Here is a 24303-nt window from a genome sequence, read left to right on the forward strand (position 1 = left end):
ATGATCGAAAGTCGGCGGTGCGTCTAGCGTGGTGTCCATGCCTGCCACTCTGCCGACCGTCACCGCCACCCGGTACGTGACCCCGCTCCGCGAGGGCGGTTCGCTGCCCGGACTGGTCGAGGCCTCGGACTTCGGGACGTACGTGGTGAAGTTCCGCTCGGCCGGCCAGGGTCGCAAGGCCCTGGTCGCCGAGGTGATCGCCGGGGAACTGGCGCGGGCCCTGAGCCTGCCGGTACCGGCGCTGGTCGGGATCGAGCTGGATCCGATCATCGGCGCCGCCGAGCCGGACCAGGAGATCCAGGAGCTCCTCAAGGGGAGCAAGGGTCTGAACCTCGGCATGGACTACCTGCCGGGGTCACTGGGATACGACCCCTTGGCGTTTCCCGTGGAGTCCGAACTCGCCAGCCGCATCGTGTGGTTCGACGCGCTGGTGCGCAACGTGGACCGATCCTGGCGGAACCCGAATCTGCTGCTGTGGCACCGCCAGCTCTACCTGATCGACCACGGTGCCTCGCTGATCTTCCACCACAACTGGCCCGGCGCGCAGAAGGGCGCCCTGGCTCCCTTCGACGCGGGCGACCATGTGCTCGCCTCCTATGCGAAGGACATGCCGGGTGCGGATGCGGCCCTCGCGCCGCTCGTCACGGAGGAGCTGCTGCGGTCCGTCGTGGCGGTCGTGCCGGACGAGTGGCTGGTCGACGAGCCCGGATTCGAGTCCGCCGACGCGGTGCGTGACGCGTACGTCAGCTATCTGCTGACCCGCGTCATCGGACCGCGCGAGTGGTTTCCACAGGTTGTGGATAGTTCCGCGCAGGAAGCCGCGCGGTCCGTACAGAACTCCGATCTCAAGGCGCGCCTTAAGGCGAAGCACCCGAACTGGATGCAGGGACGGGTGAAATGAGCGTTCAGCCCTACGAGTACTCGGTGCTGCGTGCTGTTCCCCGCGTCGAGCGCGGGGAGTACGTCAACGTCGGCGTCGTGCTCTACTGCCAGCAGCTCGACTTCCTGGGATGCGCCACGCAGGTGGACACGGTGCGGGTGCGCGCGCTGGATCCCACAGCGGACGTCGAGGGGATCGAGGCTCTGCTCGGCGCTGTCTCGAAGGTCTGTTGCGGCGGACCGGACTCCGGCCCCGCCGGCCAGGACGCGCTGGGCCGACGGTTCCGGTGGCTGATCGCGCCGCGTTCCACGGTGGTGCAGCCCGGTCCGGTGCACACCGGCCTCACCGCTGACCCTGCGGCCGCTCTGGACAGACTCGCCGGGTCAGTCCTCGGCTGACGCTTTGGCTGCCTTGGCTGCCTTGGCTGTCTCGCCCGGGTTGCCCGCCTGTGCGGCCGCGCCTCCCGGACCGGTCAGCCGCGACGACGCCTCGGCCCCGCGCTTCTCGATGTCCGCGATCATCTCGCGGTCCGCACGCGCGGTGGCCCGGGCGTTCGCCTTCTCCACGACCGCGGGCAGCATCCCGTGGATACGGCGCAGCTGGTTCACCCATGAGGGAACGCATATAACGCGGCTGCGCTTAGCGATTCCCTCAGTGACCGCCTCCCCGACCTTCTCCAGGGGATACACACGGGATGCTGGTCCCGGCGCGCTCTTACGGAACTTACCCAGGACCGGATGCGCGTCCGCGCTCGTCACCAGATCGGTCTTGATCCACGAGAAGTACGCGACGCCGACATCCACGCCGAGGTGCTTCACTTCGGCGCGCAGGCTGTCTCCGAACGCTTCGGCGCCGGCCTTGGACGCCGTATACGCGGCCAACGCAGGGGCATGGATGAGTGCTGCCGCGGAGGAGACCACGAGTACGTAGCCTTTGCGCTCGATGACGTGAGGCAGCGCCGTGCGTACCGTCCGCCAGACACCGAGCAGGTTGATCTCGATGGTGCGCTCGAACGCCGCCGGGTCGATGGAGCGGATGAAGCCGGTCGGCGCGACACCGGCGTTGGCCACCACCACGTCGATGCCGCCGTAGTGCGCGACGATGCCGTCGATCGCGGCGCCGAGCTGCTCCCAAGACGTCACGTCCGCGTCCCACGCTGTCGCGTCGGGACCGCAGGACTCCGCGGTCCTGCGGAGTTCCTCGGGCTCCAGCCCGATCAGCGCGACCTTCGCCCCGCGCCGCGCCAGCCGACGCGCCGCGTCCGCGCCGATCCCGCGCGCCGCGCCGGTGATGACCACGACCTTCCCGCTGACGCCGTGCGGTCCCCAGGTTCCCATGGCCGAACCCTACCGCCGGTAACTTACTGAACGGTAGGGGTCGCTCGAGTCAGCTGCCGACCTCCTGGCCGGCGGAGTTGAAGCACAGTGCCGGTGCCGGCGCCCAGGTCGACTTGCCGTACTGGCCGATTGCCTGGACCTGGATGCATGAGGTGCTTCCCGCCGGGAGCATGTAGGAAGAACCGGTGCCGTTGACCGTGACGTACTGATCGCCACCACCGTCGATGTTGTAGTGCAGGACATAGCTGGTCGCGCCGGGGTCCGCGTTCCAGGACGCGTCGACCGTGGCTTCGCCGAACCAGGCCGGAATGTACGCGCCGACGCCGGAGACCGGTCCCGGCGGGTTGTGTGCCGGCTGTTGCGGGGGTGGGGACGTGGTCTTGTGCGTCGTGGGGTGGCTGACCGGCTGCGATGCAGACGAGGAGGTCGGAGGGGTACTCGGGTTGTTCGGGCCGCCATCGTCGACCGTTACTGTGACCGGCACCGAGTTGCCCTGATCCGGAGTCGTGCCGCCGTTGCCCGGCTTCACCTGGCCGACCGGTGCGTTCGACGTCGAAGTCGGCTTGCCGCTTGCGGAAGGCTGTCCGCTGTCGCTGGAGGACCCGGGGGTGGACGGGAACGAGCCGGCGGCCGACTGGCTCCCGGACAGCGAACCACCCGTCTGCGGAGTACCAGTCGCCGACTTTCCCGTGCTGCCGCCGCTGCCCTCGACGACGGCGATGCCGGTCAGGATGACCGCGGCGGCCGCGGCGACGGAGATCACGGCGATCCGCTTGCCACCGCGTTTCGGTGCGAGGGCCACGGTCGGGGTGTCGGCTGACTCGCTCGCGGTGACCGGCAGTCCCACGCCGAGCGGCGGTTGCTGCCACGCGACTCCGGTGAGCGGCTGCCACCCGACCTCGCCGAACAGGTCGATGATCTGCTGCGGTGTGGGGCGGTTCTCGGCTTCCTTGGCCAGGCAGCCCTTGATGAGTTGACGCAGGACGTCGTCGTTCTCGGCGATTCCGCTGAGATCGGGCTCATTGTTGACCACGCGGTGCAGAATCGCCAGAGGCGCGCCGTCGCCGAACGCGAGTCGGCCGGTGGCGGCGAACACCAAGAGCGAACCCAGAGCGAACACATCAGAAGCGCTCTGGACAGAGCGTCCGTCAGCTTGCTCAGGGGACATATACGCGGGTGTGCCGAGAGTCTGACCGGTGTTGGTCAGCAGGGATGCATCCAGTGCGCGGGCCACGCCGAAGTCGATGACTTTGGGGCCGTCCGGACCGAGCAGTACGTTCGCCGGCTTGAGGTCGCGGTGTACGACCTCTGCGGCGTGAATGACTTGCAGCGCCTGTGCGATCGCCACCGCTAAAGCGCGAAGCCGCGCATCGTCGAACCCGCCGCCCTGATCGATCGCGTCCTGCAGCGTCGGGCCGGGGACGTATTCGGTGGCCAGCCACGGCCGTGCGCCCTCGGTCTCCGCGTTGTAGATCTCCGCGATACGTGGGGAGTGGATGCGTTCGGCGACCTGTAGCTCTCGCGAGAACCGCTTGCGGAACGCCGGGATCTCGGCCAGATCGGAGCGGACCATCTTGACCGCCGCCTGGCGGCCGTCGGCGTCGGTGCCGAGGAACACCCGGCCCATGGCACCCGATCCGAGCTGGGTGACGAGCAGATACGGCCCGACCCGATCGGTCGCCGCGGTCTCCACTCTATGTACATTGCCGTTCATATTCAACGTGCAGCCTCCCCTGTACGGCGTCCCGGCCATTATGGGGCAGCAGGTTGATCCGCCGTACCCCGGTCCTCAGCGCAGGCGGCGGTCGTTCAGAACGGGCAACGCGCTACGTGTCCGCGCGACCAGTGCCGGATCCACGTCCACCCGCAGAACCTCTTCACCGGTACCCGCTTCGGCCACGACATTCCCCCAGGGATCGACGACCACGGAACGGCCCCCCAGAGCGACCCCTCCGTTCGTCCCCACGCAGTTCGTGGCGAAGACGAACACCTGGTCCTCGATCGCGCGGGCCTTGAGCAACACCCGCCAGTGCTCGATCCGCTTCTCGGGCCACGCCGAGCAGACCACCAGGTGCTCCATGCCCTTGTCCAGGAGTCCGCGGAACAGCTCGGGGAAACGGATGTCATAACACGTAGCCAGTCCCAGCGTTCCCCACGGAGAGGGAACGGTGACGAGCTCTTCCCCGGCGCCCATGAGGGTTGCTTCGCCCTCGCTGAAGCCGAACCGGTGGATCTTGCGGTACTCGGCCTGCACACCGTCCGGGCCGCGGAAGACCGCGGTGTTGTAGAGAGTTCCGTCAGGCGCGCGCTCCACATAGGAACCGAAGTGCAGCCACATCTCCTGGCCCGGACCTTCTTGCGTCCGGACCTTCTCCAGAGCGGCGATCGGCCGGCTGTCGGCGATCGGTTCGGCGTGGCCGGTCCAGTTCTTGTAGTCGAAGCCGCCCGCGACCCAGAGCTCGGGCAGGATCACCAGCTCCGCCCCGGTCTCCCGCTCGGCCTCGACCAGCTTCACCACACGGTTCCAGCGGTCCTCGGGCGCTTCCGCGTCGTCGACGACAAGCTGCATGAGGGATACGCGCATACTGCCGATCGTGCCAGAGGGGCACCGGTTCTGAGAACCGGTGCCCCTCTGTGTGAGACCACAACCCGCGTGAGACCGCTGTAGGGATCCCCGGCAGGGATCCCTCAGGCAATCAGCTCCAGGCAATCAGCTCCAGGCGATCAGCTCCAGGCCAGCGCGGTCAGCGGATCGGCCAGCACCGCGCCGACGTCCCGCAGCACCTTCGAGCCCAGCTCGCCGTCGACCAGGCGGTGGTCGAAGGACAGCGCCAGCGTGGTCACCTGGCGCGGCTTCATCTTGCCCTTGTGCATCCACGGCTGCTCCCGCACCGCGCCGAACGCCAGGATCGACGCCTCGCCCGGATTCAGGATCGGGGTGCCGGTGTCCACGCCGAACACGCCGACGTTGGTGATCGTCGCCGTGGCGCCGCTCATGTCGGCCAGCGAGGTCTTGCCCTCGCGCGCCACGTCGGTGAGCCTGTTGAGCGCCCGGCCCAACTCCACCAGCGGCAGCAGGTCCGCGCCCTTGACGTTCGGCACCAGCAGCCCGCGCGGCGTGGCCGCCGCGATGCCCAGGGTGACGTGGTCGAAGTAGACGATCTCGCCGTTTGCCTCGTCCCAGCGCGCGTTGATCTCCGGGTTCCGCGCCATCGCCACCAGGAACGCCTTGGCGACCAGCAGCAGCGGCGACACCCGCACGCCCTTGAAGTCCGGCATCTCCTTCAGCCGCTGCACGAACTTCATGGTCGGGGTGACGTCGACCGTCAGGAACTCGGTGACGTGCGGCGCGGTGAACGCCGACTGCACCATCGCCGCGGCGGTCGCCTTGCGCACGCCCTTGATCGGGACGCGGCGCTCGCCGTTGACGAAGGGTACGGCGGCGGCCGGGGCGACTTCGCCGCCCGCGGCTGGCGCGGTCTGCGTCCCGGAGATGGCCGCGTGCACGTCGTCCCGGGTCACCGTGCCGTTGATCCCGGTCGGGACCACCAGCGCCAGGTCGATGCCCAGGTCCTTGGCGAGCTTGCGGACCGGCGGCTTGGCCAGCGGCTTGGCGCCGATCGGCGCGGCCGGAGCGCCCGCAGCTGTGACCCGCACTGCCGCAGCGGCCTGCTCCGGAGCCGTGGACTGGCCGTAGTACGCCGGGGCCGGGATGTCGTCGGCGACCGGCTCCTCGCGGACCGTGGCGCCCATGACGTCGGCCACGGACGGCGCCGCGCCTGAGGCCTTGCGCGGACGACGGCTGGAAGCGCCCTGCTTCACGCCGTAGCCGACCAGGACCGGCTCGCGCTTGTCGTCGCTCTTGCCCGAGCCGCCTGTGCCGCCCGTGCCGCCCGAGGCTGCCGGCGCGGCCTTGGCCTCGGCGGTGGCCGCGACGCCGGCGGTCATGTCGTCCCCGCCGCCGGCCGCCGGGGCGCTCGGCGTGCTCGGGTCGATGTCGATCCCGATGATCGGGGTGCCGACGTCGACCGTCCGCCCCTCGTCCACCAGCAGCTCGACGACCTTGCCGGCCCACGGCGAGGGCAGCTCGACGGCGGCCTTCGCGGTCTCGATCTCGACCAGGATCTGGTTGACCGTGACCAGGTCGCCGACCTTGACCGACCAGGCCAGGATCTCCGCCTCGGTCAGGCCCTCGCCGACGTCCGGGAGGTTGAATCTCTTGATCTCACCCATGTGTGCTCCCAGATCCCTTAGAACGCGAACGCGCGGTCGACGGCGTCCAGCACTCGGTCCAGGTCCGGCAGGAACTCCTCCTCGACCCGCGACGGCGGGTAGGGGGTGTGCGGGGCGCCGACGCGCAGGACCGGCGCCTCCAGGGAGTAGAAGCACTTCTCGGTGACCTTCGCGGCCACCTCCGCGCCCATCCCCATGAACACCGAGGCCTCGTGCACGGTGATCAGGCGGCCGGTCTTGCGGACCGAGGCGTAGACCGGCTCCAGGTCGAGCGGGGACAGCGTGCGCAGGTCGATGACCTCCAGCGAGCGCCCCTCCTCCGCGGCCGCCGCGGCGGCCTCCAGGCAGGTCTTCACCATCGGGCCGTAGGCGACCAGCGTCGCGTCCGTGCCGGGGCGCACCACGCGGGAGGCGTAGAGCGGGTACGGCGTGGCCGTCGGGTCCAGCTCGGCCTTGTCCCAGTACCGGCGCTTGGGCTCGAAGAACACCACCGGGTCGTCGGAGGCGATGGCCTGCTGGATCATCCAGTAGGCGTCGACCGGGTTGGACGTGGCGACCACGCGCAGGCCGGCGGTGATGGCGAAGTACGCCTCGGGGGACTCCGAGTGGTGCTCGACCGCGCCGATGCCGCCGCCGAACGGGATGCGGATCACGATCGGCATGCTGACCTTGCCCAGCGCCCGGGCCCGCATCTTGGCGACCTGGGTGACGATCTGGTCGAAGGCCGGGTAGACGAACCCGTCGAACTGGATCTCCACCACCGGCCGGTAGCCGGACAGGGCCAGGCCGACCGCGGTGCCCACGATGCCGGACTCGGCCAGCGGGGTGTCGATGACCCGCGCGTCGCCGAAGTCCTTCTGCAGGCCGTCGGTGACGCGGAAGACGCCGCCGAGCTTGCCGATGTCCTCGCCCATGAGCAGGACCTTCGGGTCGTCCTCCAGGGCCCTGCGCAGGCCGAGGTTGAGGCCCTTGCCGAGACTGATCTGCTGTGTCTTGGAAGTCGACTCTGACATGTCAGTGAGCACCCTCGAAAGATTCCCAGTAGGCCCCGTACTCTGCGCGCTCCTCGTCCATCAGGGGGTGCGGCTCGGCGTAGACGTGGTCGAAGATCGAGACCGGCTTCGGGTCCGGCATGGCCAGGCAGCGCGCGCGGATGTCGGCGGCGACGGTGTCCGCCTCGGCGTCGATCTCCTTGAAGAACGCCTCGTCGGCGTGCTTGTTCTTCTCCAGGAAGGCGTGCATGCGCAGGATCGGGTCCTTCGCCTTCCACTCCTCCAGCTCGTCGGAGTTGCGGTAGCGCGTCGGGTCGTCGGACGTGGTGTGCGCGCCCATGCGGTAGGTGAAGGCCTCGACCAGCGTCGGGCCGCCGCCGCTGCGGGCGTGCTCCAGGGCGGCCCTGGTGACCGCCAGGCAGGCCAGGACGTCGTTGCCGTCGACCCGGACGCCGGGGAAGCCGAAGCCGGCGGCGCGCTGGTACAGCGGGACGCGGAACTGGCGCTCGTTGGGCTCGGAGATGGCCCACTGGTTGTTCTGGCAGAAGAACACCACCGGCGCGTTGTTCACGCTGGCGAAGACGAACGCCTCGTTGACGTCGCCCTGGGAGGACGCACCGTCGCCGAAGTACGCGATCACCGCCGCCTCGCGGCCGTCGCGCTGCATGCCCATGGCGTAGCCGGTGGCGTGCAGCGTCTGGGAGCCGATCACGATCGTGTAGAGGTGGAAGTTCTTCTCGTTCGGGTCCCAGCCGCCGTTGTTCACGCCGCGGAACATCCCGAGCAGGTTCACCGGGTCCACGTCGCGGCACCACGCCACGCCGTGCTCGCGGTAGGTGGGGAAGGCGTAGTCCTCGGCGGTCTGCGCGCGGCCGGAACCGACCTGCGCGGCCTCCTGGCCCAGCAGCGGGGCCCACAGCCCCAGCTCGCCCTGGCGCTGCAGCGCCGTGCCTTCGGCATCGATGCGGCGGACCAGGACCATGTCCCGGTACAGGCCGCGGTACTCCTCGGGCGTCAGGTCGATCGAGTAATCGGGGTGCTCGACCAGATCCCCTTCGGGCGTCAGCAGCTGCACGAGGTCGGGGTTCGTGGCCCCGGCCTTCTTTTTAGCAGCGGTCTTGCCACCCGCGCCCTTGCGTGAGGTCACCACTACATGTCTCCTCTACACGTATCTCAAACGGACGTACGGCGGGGTCGCCGCCGCGGTCAGCGAGGTGCGACGCCGGCCGCGGAGTTCGTGGTCGGGGTGTGACGTGGATCCCCCTCGGCCGTGCAGAGGCCACGTTACAGGGCGGAATGCGTGCGCGACGCCCCGCACCAAAGACGCGAAAGCTCCTGAGTATGGCTATGTTGTCGGTGTGCACTCTGATGCTGCCATCTCGGGCATAACGGACCCGATCCGTGTCTTCCTGCTGGACGACCACGAGTTGGTGCGGCGCGGTGTGGGCGAACTGCTGAGCGCCGAACCCGATATCGAGGTGGTCGCTCAGGCCGGCAGTGTGGCGCAGGCTCTGGCTGCGGCCGAGGCTGCCTGGCCGGACGTCGCCTTGCTGGACGTGCGGCTTCCCGACGGATCGGGCATCGAGGTCTGCCGCGAGCTGAAGTCGCGGATGCCGGATCTGGGCTGTCTGATGCTGACGTCGTTCTCGGATGACGACGCGTTGTTCGGCGCCATCATGGCGGGCGCTGCGGGCTACGTTCTGAAGGACATCCGGGGCTCCGCACTCGTCGACGCGGTCCGGACGGTGGCGCGCGGGGGCTCGTTGCTCGACCCGACCGCCACGGAGCACCTTCTGAGCCGGCTGCGGGTCGGGATCGTGCCGGGCGAGGCGGACCGGGAGGACGCGGCGAGCAAACTGGCGTCGCTCACGGTGTCCGAGAAGCGGATCCTGGAGCTGATCGCCGAGGGCCTCACCAACCGGCAGATCGGCGAGCGGCTGAGCCTGGCCGAGAAGACCGTGAAGAACTACATCACCGGGATCCTGGCGAAACTGGCCATGCAGCGGCGTACGCAGGCTGCTGCGTTCGCCGTGCGGCATCTCCCTGGGCGTTCGCGCTAAGAGCTCCGCGCTTATAGCGCGCTCTCGCATAGCGGTTCCCCTACTGCGCGGCGTCCTTAAGCATTCCTCGAAACAGCTGCAGGAGACCGGTGCGGATCTCCTCGCGCGTCAGGGCGGCGCGGTTGCCGGCTCCGGCGACCGAATCGAACAGGACCCCTTCGCTGAAGGCGATGAACGTGCGGCCGTCGCGGTCCGGGTCGGCGGAGCCGAGAGCCGCCATGAGGCCACGCGCCGGCTCGCGGAAAGCCACACCCGCCTCGTCGTAGATCGCGCGCAGTTCCGGCCGTCGCGTCGCCTCCAGCGCGAGCTCGAAACGGGCCAGTGACGGGGCCCGGCGGAGCGTGAGGGTGTCGTGCAGTTGGGTGGCCACCAGGTCGGCGGCGATCTCCGGGGTCGGATTCTCCACCGCCAGCACGCCTTCGGGGTTCGCCGCGTCCTCGAAGACCTCGGCCTCCAGACGGCACAGCCGGGCGAACGTCGTCTCCAGCAGGGCGCCGCGGGTCCGGGCGTGGTTGGAGGTGGACCCGGGCGGCAGGCCGGCGGCCTCGTCGACCGCGCGGTGGGTGAGCCCGCGCAGCCCCCGCTCGGCGAGCAGGGCGATCGCGGTGTCTCCGATGAGGTCCGGACGGGAGGTCATGGTCCGAGACCTTAGCAGTTGACGACTACGGCTGTAGTGGCGTAGAACTACATCCGTAGTTGGAACTACGGATGTAGTGAGGAGCGGTCATGAAGGCGATCGTGGTGGGGGCGGGATTCGGGGGACTCACGGCCGCGGCGGGGCTGTTCCAGCGCGGGTGGGACGTGACGGTCGTCGAGCGGGCGCCGGAGCTGCGGCCGGTGGGCTCGGGCCTGGCTGTTGCGCCGAACGGGTTGCGGGCGCTGGACACGCTGGGAGCCGGCGACGCGGTGCGGAAGCTGGCGGCGTTCCAGGGGGACGCCGCGGTGACCCGCTCCGACGGCCGGGTGATTGCCCGCACCGCGAGCAAGGCCATCATCCGGCGGTTCGGGGACGCGGTGATCCCGGCGACCCGGTCCTCGGTGATGGACGTGATCTCCGGGCTGCTGCCTGCGGATACGTTCCGGTTGGGCGTCGAGGCCAAGGGGGTCGAGGCGGGCGGCGCTTCCCGGCGGCCGCGTCTGCTGACAGACTCCGGGCCGCTGGAAGCGGATCTGATCGTGGCCGCGGACGGAGTGAACTCGGTTCTTCGCAAGGCTCTGTTTCCGGAGCACCCCGGTGCCGTCTACAGCGGCACCACCGCGTGGCGCCTTCTCGTTCCCACGCCCAAGGGCGACTTTCTGCCCGGCGAGGTGTGGGGCGGCAGCCAGGTCTTCGGGATCACGCCCCTGGCCGACGGCCGGACGTATGCCTATGCCGCTGACTACGCCGAACCCGGCATCACTTATCCGGACGAGAGAGCTGAGCTGCTAAGGCGTTTCGGCGCCTGGCACTTCCCGGTCCCCCAACTCATCTCCGCAGCGGATCCCGAGACCGTTCTGCACAACGACATCTACGAGATCGCCCAACCGTTGTCCGCGTACCACCGCGGTGCGGTCGCGATCCTCGGCGACGCGGCGCACGCCATGACGCCGCACCTGGGGCAGGGAGCGAATCAGGCCATGGAGGACGGCGTTACCTTGGCGGCGCTTGTGGGGCCGTCTCAGAGCTCTACAGAGGTCGTCACTGCGCTCGCGCAATACACCGCTCTGCGCGCCCCCAGAGGGGCGGACATGGTGCGCCGGTCGCATCGGATGGGTGCTCTGACCCAGAGCACGTCGCGGCCCAAGGAAGCGTTGCGGAACCTGGGGATGCGACTCGCCGGGCGGCTCGTGCCGGATCTGGCGCTTCGGGCGATGGATCCGGTGGTCGCATGGCAGCCGCCTCAGTGACCGTAGGCTAGGCCGCATGACCAAGAAAGCGTCGCCTCCCGTCCTGACTCGCTACGGCTTCCTGGGCCCGGCGGGGACGTTTACCGAGGCGGCGCTTCTTCGCGTTCCCGGGGCCCGGGAGGCGGAGCGGGTTCCGTACGAGTCCGTCCCGGCCGCGCTGGACGCGGTACGGCGCGGCGAGGTGGCGGGCGCGGTCGTCGCGTTCGAGAACTCGGTGGAGGGCGCGGTCCCGGCGACCCTCGACGACCTGTCCACCGAGGAACCGCCGCTGCACATCGTGCGGGAGATCCTGCTGCCGGTGGAGTTCGCGCTCATGGGGCGGCCCGACACGGCGCTCGCCGACATCAAGACGGTGTCGAGCCATCCGCACGCCTATCCGCAGTGCCGCCGCTGGCTGGCCGAGAACCTGCCGGACGCGCGCTGGGTCGCGGCGTCGTCCAACGCGGACGCGGCGCGGCTGGTCTCCGAAGGCGTGCACGACGCCGCCCTGGCGGGATCCTTCGCGGCGCCGTTCTACCGGCTCACGCTGCTCGCGGAGAACATCCACGATGTGGAAGGGGCGGTCACCCGCTTCGTGATGGTGGTGCCGCCCGGCGCGCCGCCGGCCCGGACCGGTGCGGACAAGACATCCCTCGCGGTGGTGCTGAGGGACAACCACCCCGGCGCGCTCCTTGAGATCCTTGAGGAGTTCGCGGTCCGGGGCGTGGACCTGATGCGGATCGAGTCGCGGCCCACGCGGTCGAAGCTGGGGACCTACTGGTTCTCCATCGACTGCGAGGGGCACCTCGACGACGCGCGGGTCGGGGAAGTGCTCACCGGCCTGCGGCGGGTCGCCGCCGAAGTCCGGTACCTCGGCAGCTACCCGCGCGCGGACGGCCTCGCCGCCGAGGTCCGCAGGGGGACCTCCGACGAGGACTTCCGCGAGGCCGCCGAGTGGTTGGCCGGCCTCAGGAACCGATGAGCGAGTTCAGCAGGGCCTCCCGCTCGGAGATCGCCGTGTAGAGCTGCTCGGAGATGGAGCGCAGCGCGGTCAGCGAGTCGTACTGGTAGGCCGCGAGCACGTCCGCCATGGGGTTCTCCATCAGCGTCTGCCGCTCCAGCGCCAGCTCCGCCTGCTTCGCGCGCAGCCAGATCAGCCGGCCGCGCAGCCACAGTTCGCGCTGCGGGTTGTCCTTCGCCGGGCCCGAGGACGTCAGCGACCACTCCTCACTGAGCTTCTGGAGCCCGGGCAGGTCGTCCTTCTCGTAGGCGGCGTTCACGCGGGTGATGAAGGCGTGCCGGCGCGCGATCTCCGTCGGGTTCTGGACGAGGTCCGGGTGGGACCGGCGGGCCAGTTCCCGGTAGAGGCGCTGTGCGGTCTTGCTGGGCCGCACCGGCGTGTCGGGGTCCGGCTTGGGTGCCGCGGGCTCCTCGCGGGGCCTGCGCGGCGTCTCGGACTGCTCTGAGCCTTCCTCCTCGTCGTCGAGCAGGCCGGCGTTCGCGGCGGCGAACAACATCGGGTCTTCGCCGTCCACGCGGGCCCGGGCCTCCACCGCACGGCGGATGGCTTCGGGGTCGCCGGTCATGGCGGCTTCGGTCTCGGCGGTGAGCGCGTCCAGTTCGTCCAGCCGGCCGTACAACGGGCCCAGCTGGATCTGGTGCAGCCGGGTGAACTGGTCCAACTCGGCACGCAGCGACTCGACGGCCACCTGCGTGTCGAGCAGGGCCGTCTCGGCCACCACGACGGCGTCTTCCAGATTCTGGAACAACGGCTCACTCATTGCCTGGGCAGTCTCCACGGTTGGTCCTCACAGATGTACTCAGGGCACTGCGGCAGAGAGGGTACAGGAGCGACAAGGGGTGACGGCTCCGTCTTCGGGCGTACTGTGGTGCGCAGGATGATCGACCTTAACGCAGATCTGGGCGAAGGCTTCGGCCGTTGGCGGCTCGGAGACGATGACGCCCTGCTGGAGCTGGTCACCAGCGCCAACGTCGCCTGCGGCTTCCACGCCGGCGATCCCTCCACCATGCGCCGGGTCTGTGCGGCGGCCATCGGCCGCGGTGTACGGGTCGGTGCCCAGGTCGGCTACCGTGACCTGGCCGGCTTCGGCCGCCGCGACATCGAGTACGACCCCCACGAGCTGGCTGACGATGTGCTCTTTCAGATCGGTGCCCTGGACGCCTTCGCCAGAGCAGCCGGCGACCGGGTGCGCTACGTGAAGCCGCACGGGGCCCTGTACAACCGTATCGTGCACGACGCGGTCCAAGCCGAGGCGGTCGTCCGCGCGGTGGTGGCATTCTCCTCCGCCTACGACGTCCAGATCCCGGTCCTGGGCCTTCCCGGCTCAGTATTCCTTGAACTGGCAACCACCGCAGGCCTTCCGACCGTAGCGGAAGCCTTCACCGACCGCGCCTACACGGCCCAGGGAACCCTGGTCCCCCGCTCGACCCCGGGCTCAGTCCTGACGGAGCCCGACGAAGTCGCGGGCCGCGCGGTGGAAATGGCCGTGTCCGGCACGGTCGTGGCGATCGACGGAACGATGGTGAACGTCGCGGCGCGATCGCTGTGCGTGCACGGGGATTCGCCGTCCGCGGTCGCCCTGGCATCCGCGGTACGCGACGGACTACGGTCGGTGGGCGTCGAGGTCGGCGCGTTCACGTGAGCACGGCGGGCTGTTGAGGCGTGGCGGACGACTTGCCACGCACAAGATCGATTATCTGCATACGAGGACTGAGTTCGCTCCTGCCCTGGTGGCTTTGGTGGTAGGTCTTGTTCAGCCGACCATCCGGCGACGGGGGGATATCCCGTGACCGGGCCGGGATCCGCATCCGGATGGTCGGCGGCTGGTGTTGACGCGAGGTGTCAGGTCGCCGTGCCGGACTGGCCGCGTGGCGGGTTCATGTATGCGCCGAGTGTGGCCCGGGCCAGTGAGGATTGTGCGCGGGAGAGAAAGCGCGAGCCGGGGCTGGAGCCGGGCTCAGAATCCTTCTCGGAGTCGCCATCGGGTTTGGGCTTGGGCTGGGGGTTCGAGTCGGTTCGCTGGCGTGGGACGCGCGGTTGGATCTGCGGCCGATCCGGATTCGGCATGGCGATGGCGACGGGCACTACGAAAGCCGACACCTTCGCCGGGCCGGGATCGATCGTTGTTGGGATGGCGATTGCGGCTGGCGGGGCCGGGTTCGCACCAGTGGGCGGTGTCGCAGCGGTGGACGTGGCTGGCGCGGCGGTAGGCGCGGCCGGGTTCGCACCGATGGGTGCTACGAAAGCCGGTTTGTTTGCCAGGCCGGTGTCGGTGGGCGGTTTCGCAGTGGTGGATATGGCTGGCGCGGCGGAGTCTGCCGTGGTGTCGGCAGTGGTCCGGCCCGAGATGCTTGGCGCTGCGGAAGATTGGGCGGCTGGCCGGGCTTCCGGAGATGGCGCGGCAGAGGCGGGCGTGGTTTCGGCGGCACGGTGCCGCGGGGCGCTTGGCGCTGTGGTCTCTGTTGAGCGGGTATCAGGCGCGGGCACTTCCGCTGTCGCCGCGGTGTCGGCGTTTGTGTCGGAGCTCGGCGCAGCGTTTGTGTTCAAGCTGGCGGTGTCATTCGGGAGGCTTGGCTCAGTGGCGTCCGTAGGGCCAGCGTTAGGCGCCAGCCTTTCCGTCGGCGCCGAGGTAGCGACGGCGGCGCTGTCCTCCTCGACGATGCTGAGCAGCAGCTCCGGCGTCGGTCGCAGGGTGTCGGGGTGGATCCAGCCCTGCTTGACGGCTTCCTGCTGGCAGCCGGTGCGGGAGCGGCCGTGGGCCAGGGAGATGGTCTTCCAGCTCTCGCCGGCGCGGACGCGGCGGAGGAGGTCTGTGCGCTCCTCGTCGGTCCAGCGGGTGCCGTGTTTGGGCCACTGGGCCTTGCGGCGGGCGGTTTCGGGGTTGGGTTGTTTGGCGAACCAGGTGATGGAGCGGAGTTGGCCCTGGGCGGCCACGTAGACGACGTCGCCTTGGTGGTGGAAGACGAGTTGGTCGTCGTGGAACTCGACGCCGTCGGCGGGGATCATCAGTTGGGCGCCCGGGGTGGTGTCGGGGGCGGCTATGAGTTCCGCGCGGAGCCAGGGTTGGGTGTAGGTGGTCATTGTTCCCCCTCTGTGGTGGTTTGGAGCTTGTTTCACCAGGGTGACAGAGGGGTCTGACAGGTTATAGGGCGTTTCGGGTGATGCGGGATAAGACGTCTTATATTACCGCTCGTGCTTCTGGCGCTTCTTGGCGCGGGTGCGGGTCAGCAGGAGGCTGGTCAGCATGCCGGCGAGGAAGGTGCCCGCCAGGGTCAGCCACATGGGGCTGGTCACCGTCGCCACCCAGAAGGTGATGCTGGCCTTGTGGGTGTTGGCCAGGATGAACCAGATCGCCACCACGGCGATGACGATGCCGCCGATCATGCGGGAGCGCTGGGCTTTGTCGGCCGCGGTGCGCGGAGCTTGCGGGGCCGGTGGGGGCTGCGGCGCTTCGGTCGTCATGTCCGGGCCTCTTACCGGGGCCGGGGTTCGGGAACCGTGCGTTGCCCCGAACAGGGGACAGGGGACTGTCGCGGGGACCGTCAGCGGCCGTTGAGGGAGAAGACCACTGAGCCGAAGGCCACCTCGTCGCCGGGGTGGACGGCGGTGGGCGCCGTGATGCGCCAGCCGTTGACCCGGGTGCCGTTGGTGGAGTCCAGGTCGACCAGGAACCAGCCGGCCGGGGAGCGGCGGAACTCGGCGTGGTAGCGGGACACCGTGGTGTCGAACAGCTGGAGGTCGCACTCGGGCATGCGGCCGATGCGCAGGATGCCCTGGGGTCCGCCGCCGGGCAGGGACAGGCGCGGCAGGGAGGGGCCGCGCCAGGCCGCCTTGACCTTGAAGCGGAAGTGCGCGACGGCCGACACCGCGTTCACCACGCGCTGGCCGAAGCCCGGCTCCTCGGCCGGGATCGGCAGGTCGGAGACGAGCTGGGTCAGCTCGGTGTGCGACCGCACCGCCAGGGCCCGGTCGATGCGCCGGGCGAACGTGTCGCCGGACAGCCGGCCGGCCTCGGCGCCGGCGGCCAGAGCCTCGATGGCGTCGTCGCGCTCGGCATCAGACGGCCGATGGTCCGGTGGCTGCCACGCCCCGTTCCCGAACGAAGGACCTCCCATGGAGCGATTGTCCAATGTCGGCGGATCGGGTGTCCAGCAAGACCGCGGGGGTGCTCGAACCCTGTGTCACCCCCGGGGGTCCGCCACCTGCCCGAAGAACAGGATCTGGCCCGTCACGGTGTCCCGGATGAGGAAGAGGAAAGGCCGGTCGACATGCATTTCCGTGGTCTGGACCGGAGCCGCGGCGGCGCCGGCCACCACCGTGACGCCCGAGGCCGCGGCCGCGGTGGTGCCGTCCTCGTCCACGGCGACATGGGTCTTCTGCACGACCACGCCGACGTGGAGTGGCTCGGCCTTGGCCGGGATGCCGCTGAGGTCCGCCGCGTTCGGGTCGAACACCGAGGTCATGCCGAGGCTCTTCAACGCCGATCCCAGCTCACGGCTGGTGTCGAAGCTGAACTTCGGAAGTTGCAGGTCCACCGGCGCCGGTGCGGCCGCACCGGTCATCGCGGTCAGCTCGTCGGCAGTGAGCGACTTGCGGAAGCTGTCGAAGGAGCCGGCGGCCGGGAGCAGGATGCCCATCGCCAGGTGGTTCTGCTCATACGGCAGCTCCGCGTACTGCCATCCGCTGCCTTGCGCGTACGCGTAGCTGGTCTCGTTGCTCATCATCGAGACGTTCGCGGTGGTGCCGTTCACCAGGGTGAATGGTCTGTCTGCGGTCTCGCTCTTCTTGAAGGTATCGGCCCACTTCGCCTTGAGGTACAGGGCATCGGTGAGCGCGAGCCGAGTGTCTGCGGACATGGACCCGGGGCCGAAGAGATCCTTGATGAGTCCGTTCGTCTGATCCTCGACCGTCTTGTTGATCGTCTGGCGCGCGGCATCGGGATCGGTGAAGTCGGTCTCGCGGATGCCGGCGTCGAAGGCCGAGGCCAGCGCCTGTAGGTACGACGGCTGAATCGCGTATCCCTGCTGCGTCCACACGGTGTCGTACTGCTGGAGCTCCGCCTTGTCGGTGAGCTCGCGCTGCACGGTCGCCGAGTCCAGGGCGCCGAGAGCGTTCGCGAACTGGTCGGCGGACATGGTGGTGTGCATGGTCTTGGCCATCTGGGCCTCGGTCTGCCCCTTGGCGCCGGGCAACAGCATCGTCAGCACGCCGGCCAGGCTGGTCGGCGAGATCATGACGTTCCCCTCGCCGTCGGCGACGGAGTGGAAGACGTCAATGCCGAAGGCGTTCACACTGGCCGAGGCGGCGCTCAGGTCGCCCTGCCCGACGGTCGCTCGTGCGGCGTCCGTGCGCACCAGCGAGGCGTTTCCCTTTCCCTGCGCGGCGCCGCCGGAGGACGAGCACGCCGTCAGAGCGGCGAGGGACGCGGCGGCGATCGCGGCTATCTGCTTGCGTGGCATGCGGATTGGACGCAGGCCGGGCCGGTTCGGTTTCGTCCCGGTGGGGGTGACCGTGTCCGGAGTCGATCGTTGAAACGTTCATGAACGCGATGACCGTGCCCCCGATGGCTCCCCCGGCGATGCCCCAGAACCAGGATCAGGAAGTATCCGAGGAAGTCGTTGACATTCCGCAGCAGTCGGACGCCGGACAGTCGGCGCGGAGCGCTGAGGAGGTGCCCGCGGATGTCGCCGCCGGATCGGATCCCGAGGCGGAGTCCGAAACGGATCCCGACACGGAGCCGGCCGGCGAGGTCGGCGATGTCGTCGAGGACAAGGGCGAGAAGGAAGAGAAAGAGGACAAGGACGAGAAGAAGGCGGCGGCCAAGCCGAAGCGCAAGAGCGCCCCGCGCAAGGCCGCCGGCGCCTCCAAGTCCCTGGTCGTCCTCAAGGAGGGCCGGGTCCAGTACGCCGACGCCGACGCGGTCGTCGTGGTGGACCTCGACGAGGCCGCCTCCCCCGACACCGACGTGCACGACGTCCTGGACCGCCTCACCGAGCTGCGGGAGGCGGCCGAGTCGCCGGCCAAGGCCGACGCGGTCAGGGCCCTGACGGACCTGATCCAGGAGAAGGCTCTCGGCTAGCGGATCACGCCTCGGCGGACGGCTGCCACAGCGGCTCGTCGACCGTGAAGCCCACCGGCTCGCCCCAGCCGTTCCGGTACGCGACCTCGTGTGCGGGACGGCGCGGGGCGACGCCCCAGCGGCCGGTCGGGTAGCCGAAGGACACGCAGCAGGACTGGGTCCACTTCTCCTCGGCCGGCACGCCGAGGATCTCCTTGACCTCGGCGTCATGGAAGCCGCCGAGGATCGAGGTGAGGGCGCTGCCCACACCCTGGGCCCGCGCGGCCAGCTGGGCGTTCCAGACCGCCGGGAAGATCGAGCCGCCGGTGCGGTCGCGCTGGACGAAGGCGAACAGGAACAGCGGGACCTCCTCGAAGTGGTCGCCGAGCCACTTCGAGGACTTCGTGACCTTCGCCGCCTGCCGGGACTCCGGGCTGTCCGGGTCGGCGGCGACGGCGGCCAGCAGCGGGGCGTAGACGGTCTTGTAGAGCTGGTCCAGGGCGTCGCGGTAGAGCGGGCCGATCTGGTTCTTCTTCTCCTGGTCGTCCAGGAGCAGGAACCGCCAGTTCTGCCCGTTGCCCCCGGAGGGTGCGCGGATCGCGGCGTCCAGGATGCGGGCCTGGACGGACTCCGGGATCGGGTCGGGCTTGACCCGGCGCATCGCCCGGGTGGTGTAGAGCGCTTCGTAAATGTCCATGGTGATCCGCAGGGTAGATTTCTTCCCTGAGTGGGGCAAGGGTGGCGTTACTCACAGCGTCACCCCTGGCGCAGCGCGTAGCTCAGCCGGGCCGCGACGGCGGCTCGGGCCAGCCGGGCGGCGGTCGCGTTGTCCACAGCCAGGAACACCAGACCGCCGTCGTCCGGGGCGGAACGGGTGAGCGAACCGGGGTCCGCGGAGTGCGCGATCTCGAGCACTGAGACGTCGGCCGCGACCACCGTCTCACCCCGTGGCGGGTCCGTACCCGGGCCCGGGACGGCGCCGGCGACCGCGTCGGGCGGACCCGGCGGTCCGCCCGGTCCGGCGTCCCGGGCGGCCAGCACGTCGATCCGGTCCCCGGGTCGCAGGTACCCGGTGCTGCCCGCGTCGGCGAACCGCACCGGGACCGCGACCAGGCCGCTCATCAGGGAATCCGCGGTGAACCGGGGCGGTCGGCGGGGCGGTGGCGCGGAGTGCTCGGCGGTCAGCAGGGCCATCGAGACCCCGGCGAAACCGGCGGCCCCGAGGACGCGCAGCCGTCGGGTACGGGACGTGTGCCGCCGGCCGGACATCCGGGCGACGAGCTTCGGGCGGGCGGTGGTGGTGCTCGGCATGGCTCCCCCTGGCGTAGTCAGGACGCTTCGGGGAGTAATGATCCAAGCGGGCCGTCGAGGCTGTCCACCGGTCGCGGGCCAGCCTGTGGACAACTGGCTTGGATCTGTGGATAACCCGGTGGAAAACCGGGGTGCGTCAGCTCTTTGTGGACGACGACGAGCCCGAGCTTGACGACGAGGAGGACGACGTGCCCGAGGACGAGGACGACGACCCGCTCTTCGCCGAGCCGCCCGATCCCGAGCCGCTTGAGCCGCTCGAGCTGCCGGAGTTGCCCGAGCTGCTCGAATCGCCGGATCCGCTCGAACCCGAGCCCGAGGACCCCGACGAGCCGTTCGACGCCGGCGGCGTGGACGAGCTCGACGCGGACCGGCTGTCGGTGCGGTAGAAGCCGCTGCCCTTGAACACGATGCCCACGGCGGAGAACACCTTGCGCAGTTCGCCCTGGCAGTTCGGGCAGACGGTCAGCGCGTCGTCCGTGAACTTCTGCACGACCTCCAGCGCTTCACCGCAGTCCTTGCACTGGTACTGGTAAGTCGGCACGGGGAGACTCCTTCATCGACCTGGCACTCTGGCCGCCAGACTGCCAATTCTGCGGGATCGGCGCGCGGCCTGTCCAATGCGGTGGGGCAGCACTGTGACACACCTCACCGACAACGCCGCAAAACGGGCTCGGATCCCCGGGCTCACAGGGTTTCAGAACAGCGGGATCTCGAACCAGACGAACTTGCCGGCGTCCGTGGGCCGAGCGCCCCAGCGCGCCGACAGCGCGTCCACCAGATACAACCCGCGGCCGCCCTCATCTGTTTCCGCGGCCTGCCGGATCCGGGGCAGCCGCACGTCCGGGTCGTGAACTTCGATCCACAGCGCCCGCAGGCCCCGCCGCAGCACCAGGTCAAGCCGCCGAGACCCGCCGGGCGCGGACAGCGTGCCGTCCAGCATCCCCAGCTCGTCCAGCAGGCCGGGCTCGGCCAGCAGGTCCATCTCGTTGTCCTCGTCCAGGGCGCCGAGGTGGTCGGCGTACTCCCGGACGGCCGCCAGCTCCATCATGTCCTCGGCCATCGGCGGCGGCTCGGGCTCGGAGTACTGGTCGGAGTCGGAGAAGGACCACGGAGTCGGCCGCGGGCCGCTGGCGTGCCGCACCGCGTTGGTGATCAGCTCGGAGACCAGCAGCTCGGCCAGCTCCGCGTGCTCGCTCAGACCCCACTCGCGAAGCACGGCCCGGGTGTGGTGCCGGGCCGCGAACGCCGCCTCAGGACGCGCCGGCAGGGCCAGACGCGACAGCGGCAGGTCGACAGTGGACGTCGCCATGGCGAGCACGGCCTGGTCGTCATGCGCCTCGCTGCCGGCGGCCCGCAGTGCGGCCCGGCAGATCGCGCGCGGCTCGCGCACCACGCGCTCGATGGCCAGGCACAGGGTGCGGACACCGGTGTCCACCGACTGGTCGCGCCGCTCCACGACCCCGTCCGTGTACATCACCAGGACGTCTCCCGGCGGGATGCTGAAGATGTGGTCCTCGAACTGCACCGCGCCCTTGCCGCCGCCGGGTCCGAGCGGACCGATGCCCAGCGGGACGTCCGGCGGGACCTCCATCGGATACGTGCCGTGCGCAGAGGCCAACAGCGGCGGCGGATGCCCGGCGTTCGCTAAAGCGCAGCGCCGCGTAAAGGGGTCGTAGATGGCGTACACGCAGGTGACGAGGATCTCCTCGTTCAGACCGCGGACCAACTCGTCCAGATACGACAGCAGCTGGCCGGGCTGCACGTCCAACACCGCGTAGGCCCGCAGAGCGGCGCGCAACTGTCCCATCACGGCAGCGGCGTGCGCACCGCGTCCCTGTACGTCCCCAATGACGACGCCGATCCGTCCGGCGGACAGCTCGACGACGTCATAGAGGTCGCCACTCACTTCGGAAGCGGCACCCGGCGCATAGCCGACGCGGATGGAGACACCGTCAGGAAGCGGAAGATCGGTCGGCAGGAGTGATTTCTGCAGAGCCAAAGCCAGAGTCCGCTGCCGGTCGAACATGGCCGCGTTCTCCAGAGCCAGTCCGGCTCGCGCCGCCAGCTCTTCCACAAGCTCCAAGTCCGCGGTGTCGTACCGCGGCGTCGGGTCGGCGTCCTCGGTCAGCGCGATGGCCAACACCCCGCGCACCCCGCTCGGCGCCAGCAGCGGAACGGCGATCAGTGACTTCGCGTCCAGAAGGAGCGCCTTGCGGTCGCACTCCTCATCCGGATCCAGCGCCTTTACGCGCGGCGCGCCCTGGATGAGGACCGGACGCCCGGTCCGCAGCGCGCGGTCACAAGGATGGCGCGCCGGGTAGTGGATCTCTGTACCGGCGCGCATAGGGGGACACGGAGAGGTGTCCGTACTGTGCACCGTCACCAGACGCTGCGCAGTGCCGTTCTCGTCCAGCAGGTCCACGACGCAGGTGTCGGCGAACGCCGGAACCAGGATCTCGGCCAGGGCGGCGAGCGTCCGGCCGGTGTCCAGAGAAGTCCCCAGCTGCATCCCCGCACGGGACAGCACGGCGGCGCGCACAGCGGCCCGTGCCGCGGCGCGCTGCTGGTCGTCCCGGCTGGCGTCGGAGCCGAACAGGTCGATCGCGGTCACCACGGTGCCGGTGACCATGCCGCCGCTCATCATCGGCGCGGCCCGCACCCGGGCGAGCAGCGAATCGCCGTTGCGCGTGATGATGGGGAAGGAACCCTCCCAGGTCCCGCCGCGCTGGACGGTCGACCCGATGGAGTCCAGGTGTGACAGAGCGTTGCCGTTGGTGCCGTCGGCGACCACGAACTCGGTCCAGGGCCGCCCCAGGACCTCTTCGCCGTACCAGCCGAACAGCTCTTCAGCAGCGGGGTTCCAGCCGGTGATCTGCCCCCGGTGGTTCAGCACCACCACGGGGTCGGGCAGGGCCTCCAACACCGAGATCGCCGAGGTCTGGGTGCTGTTCGCCGGTACCAGTTCGGCCGGCGGTTGCGGCCGGGCATGCGGGAGCTGTTCCCCGGTCCCCGGCTGACGTCGCATGTGAGGTACCCAACCGCTCTGCCGAACCCTGACGTTCTTTAAGCGCCGAGTCTGCCACTAGCGGTCCCCTCAGCGCGAGAGAACCCCGCCGGAGATTCGCCCCATCACAGACAGAGAACCCCGCCGGGAGATTCGCCGCAGTGGTGAAAACGGCGAACGGTTTCCCCGGCGACCGCCATGTCGACCGGGCGGTCGTGGGGCTCCACGGGGAGGTCCACGTCCAGCTCCCCGGGGTAGAGCAGGGCCGCCACCCGGGGGCGTGCGGGGCGCGGGGACGCCTCGATCCTGGCCAGCACCCGGTCGTAACTGCCGCCGCCGCGGCCCATGCGCATACCAGTGGGCGAGACCGCGAGGGCCGGTACGACGATCCAGGAGGCTGACAGCACAGCGTCCACGCCCAGTGACTCGGCAGGCTCGGGGATCGGACCCGGTCGGGAGCCGCCGGGCGGAATCCTTCGAACGAGTGAATCAGGGCCGGAGAACCACCCCCACGACAGGTCCATGTCATTCTCTAGAATAGGTAACAGGACGCGAATACCGCGCCCGCGCAATTCCGCCAGCAGCGGGCCGGTGTCCGGCTCGGTGCCGAACGAGGCGTAGGCGGCGACCACGTCCTCTCCACCGCCGTGCCCCACCATTTGCGCCACCATCTGCCCCACCAGCAGTTCGCACGCCGCAGCCGCCCACGCCGCACGCCGCTCCGGGGCGCACGCGCGCCGGGCGGCCAGCAACCGTGACCGGATCGTGCCCTTGGCAAGGCCCGGGTCGTTGAATTGATTCGTCATGCTGTGCTCAAGAATGCCAGGCCGGGAGAGGAGCCCCACCGATGTCTCTCACGGCGGTGGTCTTGGTGTTGCTGGCGGCGGCCTGCGCCGCGTTGGCCGGCATGAACCTGACCCTGCGCGGTCGGATGGTGCGCCTGGAGGAGAACACGCGCACCGCTCTGGCCGAGGCCGCCATCGAGGTGACCGGACTTGAGCAAGGCCGAGAGGACCTGGAACGGCTCTCCGCGCTCGATCCGCTGACCGGCGTGTGGAACTACCGCCATCTGCAGGGTGCTCTGGCCCGGGAGCTCGAGACCGCGCGGGCCACCGGCATAGGCGGTGCGTTGCTGATGATCGATGTCGACGACTTCCGCCAGGTCAACGCCGGTTACGGCCACCAGCGGGGCTCTGCGGTACTCCGCGAGTTGGCGCAGCGTCTGGCACTTGAGGTTCGACACGCCGATACTTTCGCCAGATACGGCGGCGAGGAGTTCGTCCTCATCCTCCCGGGCACCAACGCCGACACCGCCGCGAAGGTCGCCGAGAGGCTTTGCTACGCAGTGCGCAAACATACCTTCGACGCAGGTCCGGACGGAGATCCCGAGCAGGGCCCGTTCCAGTTGACGATCTCCGTCGGCGGCGTGATCTTCCCCGATCACGGGACGCACGCCGCTACGCTTTTGCGCGTCGCTGATGAACAACTCATGGCAGCTAAACGAGATTCTCATGGAAGTTGGCACATCACCTGATAGCGTC

The 24303-nt window shown here is 69.6% G+C and carries 25 protein-coding genes; 8 read left to right on the plus strand and 17 right to left on the minus strand.

What is annotated here, in order from left to right; genetic code table 11:
* Positions 1 to 37 precede the first annotated feature (37 nt).
* Complete coding sequence (locus tag GWK61_RS04180; RefSeq protein ID WP_194905109.1) at positions 38 to 901, plus strand: HipA family kinase; 864 nt, start codon at positions 38 to 40, stop codon at positions 899 to 901.
* The gene (locus tag GWK61_RS04185) at positions 898 to 1278 is read left to right on the plus strand and encodes a DUF3037 domain-containing protein (protein WP_194905111.1); all 381 of its coding nucleotides are present in this window, start codon (positions 898 to 900) and stop codon (positions 1276 to 1278) included. The genes GWK61_RS04180 and GWK61_RS04185 overlap by 4 nt, the downstream gene beginning before the upstream one ends.
* Here GWK61_RS04185 and GWK61_RS04190 read toward each other — a convergent pair.
* The 6 genes from GWK61_RS04190 to pdhA all read right to left on the minus strand — a co-directional run bounded on the left by GWK61_RS04190 (position 1264) and on the right by pdhA (position 8592).
* A complete protein-coding gene (locus tag GWK61_RS04190) occupies positions 1264 to 2217 on the minus strand; it encodes an SDR family oxidoreductase (RefSeq protein ID WP_194905113.1) in 954 nt (317 codons plus the stop codon). The two genes, GWK61_RS04185 and GWK61_RS04190, sit on opposite strands and share 15 nt — an antisense overlap.
* Positions 2218 to 2266: 49 nt before the next feature.
* Positions 2267 to 3910, minus strand: coding sequence for a serine/threonine protein kinase (locus GWK61_RS04195; RefSeq protein ID WP_194905116.1), 1644 nt, complete (start codon positions 3908 to 3910; stop codon positions 2267 to 2269).
* 96 nt (positions 3911 to 4006) lie between these two features.
* Positions 4007 to 4801, minus strand: coding sequence for a carbon-nitrogen family hydrolase (locus GWK61_RS04200; RefSeq protein WP_194905118.1), 795 nt, complete (start codon positions 4799 to 4801; stop codon positions 4007 to 4009).
* 140 nt (positions 4802 to 4941) lie between these two features.
* Entirely contained in the window at positions 4942 to 6450 is a 1509-nt protein-coding gene (locus tag GWK61_RS04205; protein WP_194905120.1) for a dihydrolipoamide acetyltransferase family protein, read from the minus strand.
* Positions 6451 to 6467: 17 nt separating this feature from the next.
* Complete coding sequence (locus tag GWK61_RS04210) at positions 6468 to 7463, minus strand: alpha-ketoacid dehydrogenase subunit beta (RefSeq protein WP_194905122.1); 996 nt, start codon at positions 7461 to 7463, stop codon at positions 6468 to 6470.
* Between the two features lies 1 nt (position 7464).
* Complete coding sequence (gene pdhA, locus GWK61_RS04215) at positions 7465 to 8592, minus strand: pyruvate dehydrogenase (acetyl-transferring) E1 component subunit alpha (protein ID WP_194905124.1); 1128 nt, start codon at positions 8590 to 8592, stop codon at positions 7465 to 7467.
* A gap of 208 nt (positions 8593 to 8800) precedes the next feature.
* On the opposite strand from pdhA, the gene GWK61_RS04220 reads away from it, so the two are divergent.
* Positions 8801 to 9502: a response regulator gene (locus GWK61_RS04220; RefSeq protein ID WP_323747397.1), complete on the plus strand. Its 702-nt coding sequence runs from the start codon at positions 8801 to 8803 to the stop codon at positions 9500 to 9502.
* Positions 9503 to 9542: 40 nt separating this feature from the next.
* Here the strand turns inward: GWK61_RS04220 and GWK61_RS04225 are convergent, their stop codons facing one another.
* Positions 9543 to 10139 carry a TetR/AcrR family transcriptional regulator gene (locus GWK61_RS04225; RefSeq protein ID WP_194905126.1) on the minus strand — a complete coding sequence of 199 codons (597 nt, stop codon included), beginning with the start codon at positions 10137 to 10139 and terminating at the stop codon, positions 9543 to 9545.
* An 89-nt stretch (positions 10140 to 10228) separates the two neighbouring features.
* On the opposite strand from GWK61_RS04225, the gene GWK61_RS04230 reads away from it, so the two are divergent.
* Complete coding sequence (locus GWK61_RS04230; RefSeq protein WP_194905128.1) at positions 10229 to 11389, plus strand: FAD-dependent monooxygenase; 1161 nt, start codon at positions 10229 to 10231, stop codon at positions 11387 to 11389.
* 16 nt (positions 11390 to 11405) lie between these two features.
* Complete coding sequence (gene pheA / locus GWK61_RS04235; RefSeq protein WP_194905131.1) at positions 11406 to 12350, plus strand: prephenate dehydratase; 945 nt, start codon at positions 11406 to 11408, stop codon at positions 12348 to 12350.
* Here the strand turns inward: pheA and GWK61_RS04240 are convergent.
* Positions 12337 to 13149: a hypothetical protein gene (locus tag GWK61_RS04240; RefSeq protein WP_194905132.1), complete on the minus strand. Its 813-nt coding sequence runs from the start codon at positions 13147 to 13149 to the stop codon at positions 12337 to 12339. The two genes, pheA and GWK61_RS04240, sit on opposite strands and share 14 nt — an antisense overlap.
* 117 nt (positions 13150 to 13266) lie before the next feature.
* On the opposite strand from GWK61_RS04240, the gene GWK61_RS04245 reads away from it, so the two are divergent.
* Entirely contained in the window at positions 13267 to 14031 is a 765-nt protein-coding gene (locus GWK61_RS04245) for a LamB/YcsF family protein (protein WP_194905134.1), read from the plus strand.
* Between the two features lie 200 nt (positions 14032 to 14231).
* Here the strand turns inward: GWK61_RS04245 and GWK61_RS04250 are convergent, their stop codons facing one another.
* The 4 genes from GWK61_RS04250 to GWK61_RS04265 all read right to left on the minus strand — a co-directional run bounded on the left by GWK61_RS04250 (position 14232) and on the right by GWK61_RS04265 (position 17848).
* Positions 14232 to 15470: a RodZ family helix-turn-helix domain-containing protein gene (locus tag GWK61_RS04250; protein WP_194905136.1), complete on the minus strand. Its 1239-nt coding sequence runs from the start codon at positions 15468 to 15470 to the stop codon at positions 14232 to 14234.
* 102 nt (positions 15471 to 15572) lie between these two features.
* Positions 15573 to 15851, minus strand: coding sequence for a LapA family protein (locus GWK61_RS04255; protein ID WP_194905138.1), 279 nt, complete (start codon positions 15849 to 15851; stop codon positions 15573 to 15575).
* Positions 15852 to 15931: 80 nt separating this feature from the next.
* Complete coding sequence (locus GWK61_RS04260; protein ID WP_194905140.1) at positions 15932 to 16504, minus strand: FHA domain-containing protein; 573 nt, start codon at positions 16502 to 16504, stop codon at positions 15932 to 15934.
* 66 nt (positions 16505 to 16570) lie between these two features.
* Positions 16571 to 17848, minus strand: a complete 1278-nt coding sequence (locus GWK61_RS04265) for a serpin family protein (protein ID WP_194905142.1) — start codon at positions 17846 to 17848, stop codon at positions 16571 to 16573.
* 80 nt (positions 17849 to 17928) lie between these two features.
* Here GWK61_RS04265 and GWK61_RS04270 point away from each other — a divergent pair, with 80 nt between their 5' ends.
* The gene (locus GWK61_RS04270; RefSeq protein WP_194905144.1) at positions 17929 to 18468 is read left to right on the plus strand and encodes a hypothetical protein; all 540 of its coding nucleotides are present in this window, start codon (positions 17929 to 17931) and stop codon (positions 18466 to 18468) included.
* A 4-nt stretch (positions 18469 to 18472) separates the two neighbouring features.
* Here GWK61_RS04270 and GWK61_RS04275 read toward each other — a convergent pair whose 3' ends face one another.
* The 5 genes from GWK61_RS04275 to GWK61_RS04295 all read right to left on the minus strand — a co-directional run bounded on the left by GWK61_RS04275 (position 18473) and on the right by GWK61_RS04295 (position 23568).
* The gene (locus tag GWK61_RS04275; protein ID WP_194905146.1) at positions 18473 to 19144 is read right to left on the minus strand and encodes a nitroreductase family protein; all 672 of its coding nucleotides are present in this window, start codon (positions 19142 to 19144) and stop codon (positions 18473 to 18475) included.
* Positions 19145 to 19203: 59 nt separating this feature from the next.
* A complete protein-coding gene (locus GWK61_RS04280) occupies positions 19204 to 19758 on the minus strand; it encodes an RcpC/CpaB family pilus assembly protein (protein WP_194905148.1) in 555 nt (184 codons plus the stop codon).
* Positions 19759 to 19894: 136 nt separating this feature from the next.
* A complete protein-coding gene (locus GWK61_RS60570) occupies positions 19895 to 20299 on the minus strand; it encodes an FmdB family zinc ribbon protein (RefSeq protein ID WP_194905149.1) in 405 nt (134 codons plus the stop codon).
* Positions 20300 to 20452: 153 nt separating this feature from the next.
* Positions 20453 to 22783 carry an ATP-binding SpoIIE family protein phosphatase gene (locus GWK61_RS04290; protein ID WP_194905150.1) on the minus strand — a complete coding sequence of 777 codons (2331 nt, stop codon included), beginning with the start codon at positions 22781 to 22783 and terminating at the stop codon, positions 20453 to 20455.
* A 104-nt stretch (positions 22784 to 22887) separates the two neighbouring features.
* Positions 22888 to 23568, minus strand: a complete 681-nt coding sequence (locus GWK61_RS04295) for a 5-formyltetrahydrofolate cyclo-ligase (RefSeq protein WP_194905151.1) — start codon at positions 23566 to 23568, stop codon at positions 22888 to 22890.
* Between the two features lie 65 nt (positions 23569 to 23633).
* Here GWK61_RS04295 and GWK61_RS04300 point away from each other — a divergent pair, with 65 nt between their 5' ends.
* Positions 23634 to 24296: a GGDEF domain-containing protein gene (locus GWK61_RS04300; protein WP_323747401.1), complete on the plus strand. Its 663-nt coding sequence runs from the start codon at positions 23634 to 23636 to the stop codon at positions 24294 to 24296.
* The last annotated feature ends 7 nt before the right edge of the window (positions 24297 to 24303 follow it).

This window comes from Catenulispora rubra, from assembly GCF_015356825.1.
GTDB classification, from domain to species: domain Bacteria; phylum Actinomycetota; class Actinomycetes; order Streptomycetales; family Catenulisporaceae; genus Catenulispora; species Catenulispora rubra.